Source organism: Microbulbifer mangrovi, assembly GCF_002009015.1.
GTDB classification, from domain to species: domain Bacteria; phylum Pseudomonadota; class Gammaproteobacteria; order Pseudomonadales; family Cellvibrionaceae; genus Microbulbifer; species Microbulbifer mangrovi.
In genome coordinates this window covers 1-2,034 of sequence record NZ_LZDE01000123.1, presented here as the reverse complement: position 1 = coordinate 2,034, position 2,034 = coordinate 1, and the positions used below count along the sequence as shown (strand labels likewise).

Annotated in this window: 2 protein-coding genes; one reads left to right on the top strand and one right to left on the bottom strand. The window is 57.5% G+C overall.

The features are described from left to right. Positions 1–130 precede the first annotated feature (130 nt). Positions 131–484, bottom strand: a complete 354-nt coding sequence (locus B4U49_RS00660; protein WP_078082679.1) for a cupin domain-containing protein — start codon at positions 482–484, stop codon at positions 131–133. A 315-nt stretch (positions 485–799) separates the two neighbouring features. Between B4U49_RS00660 and B4U49_RS00655 the strand changes: the two genes are divergently transcribed. Beyond that, positions 800–2,034 (top strand): acetate--CoA ligase (locus B4U49_RS00655; RefSeq protein WP_143735448.1); only part of this gene is annotated, 1,235 nt, incomplete at its 3' end.

The following is a 2,034-nucleotide window of genomic DNA, read 5'->3' as shown; positions in this document are numbered from 1 at the left end:
CGTCGGCGACAGGGATGTCGCCGGCGCAGCGTACAGGGACTTATTCACTGGGGCCGCCTAGCTCGGTCCTGAACCGCCTCCTCCGGCGCTAGATCGCCAGTCGGGTGCCCAAGCAGGTGCCACGGAACAGTCACTCCTCGTATATAGCGTAAAATTTCTTTACCGAGCCAACTGTCTCCCAAGTACCTTCAAACCCGGCGGGAATACAGAACGCATCCCCCGCAGACACCTTCTCACTGGTGCCTTCGGCATCGGTAATGATCGCCTCGCCCTCGATGATGTAGCAGAACTCATCTTCGCTGTATGTGAGCGTCCACTTGCCCGCATCCGATGACCAGACACCGCAAAAGAAGTTGTCCTTTGCATTGGTAAAGAAATGCTCTGTCAATTGCTGAGGGGCGCCCGCCAGCACTTTTTCTTTGGCGACGGGACCCGCATCCCGCTCACCCTGGCCTTCCTGGATACGCAGCAGTTTTACCGACATAGAATGCACTCCTAAAATGTGATCACTTTTTCTGTGGGGTATTTTGCACCGCGGCGGCAAAAAAGGCACGGGATTCCGGTTCCGGGCTGGGAATCCGTAAACATCGCAGGCTATGATGAAGTGATAGAAGGGGTGACAGCGTTGTCATTTCTTGGCCGCCAATGGTATAACTTATCGGGAATACTGCGCCCCGCCTGCACCCTTTGATTCGCTGCCGGGGCATAACTGCGATGATCGCGCCAGGGTGATTGCTTACTTACCAGCATTACTCAACGGAGGCGCAGCAGCCCGATAATTCTAATAAGGGAGAAAACAATGTCTGAAGTGCACCTACACCCAGTGCCGGAAAAATTCGCAGCCGATGCCCTCGTTCGCAACGAGGACTATCAGCGCATGTACCAGCAGTCGGTAGAAGATCCCGAGGGATTCTGGTCCCAGCAGGCCAAGGATTTCCTGCAGTGGAGCAAACCTTTCACCAAGGTCGTGGAAGAAGATCTGACAAAGGGACACGCGGCCTGGTTTGCCGATGGTGAACTGAATGTCTCCGTCAACTGCATCGACCGCCACCTGCCCGCACGTGCACAGCAGACCGCGTTTATCTGGGAGGGCGATGATCCCGCTGACAGTAAAACGATCACCTACAGCGAGCTGCACGAACAGGTGTGCCGCCTTGCGAACCTGTTGAAAGACCGTGGTGTGAGCAAGGGGGATCGCGTGTGTATCTATATGCCGATGATCCCCGAGGCCGCCTATGCGATGCTCGCCTGTAGCCGTATTGGCGCGGTGCACTCCGTTGTATTTGGCGGCTTTTCGCCCGACTCCCTTAAAGATCGAATTCTCGATTCAGATTGCCGCCTGGTGATCACCGCTGACGAAGGCGTGCGCGGCGGTCGCAAGGTGCCCCTGAAAGCCAACGTGGACAAGGCCCTGGCCAAATGCCCGGACGTACACACCGCCATCGTGGTGAAGCGCACCGGCGCCAATGTCGACTGGGACAGCAAACGCGACATCTGGTACGCCGAGTCTGTTGCCGAGCAGAGCACCGAGTGCGCGCCGGAGCCGATGAATGCGGAAGACCCGCTGTTTATCCTCTACACCTCCGGTTCCACAGGTAAACCCAAGGGGGTGCTGCACACCACCGCCGGTTACCTGCTGATGTCCACCATGACCTTCAAATACGCCTTCGATTACAAAGAGGGCGATGTGTTCTGGTGTACTGCCGATGTAGGCTGGATCACCGGCCACAGCTACATCGTTTACGGCCCGCTGGCAGCCGGTGCCATCTCGCTGATGTTTGAAGGGGTGCCCACCTACCCGGACGCGTCCCGCTGCTGGCAGGTGGTGGAAAAGCACAGGGTAAATACCTTCTACACCGCACCCACCGCCATCCGCGCCTTGATGGGTGCCGGCGACGATTACGTTACCAAGTGCGACCGCAGTACCCTCAGGTTACTGGGTACCGTGGGTGAACCGATCAATCCGGAAGCCTGGGAGTGGTATTTCAAGGTGGTGGGGGAGGAGCGCTGCCCGATTGTGGATACCTGGTGGCA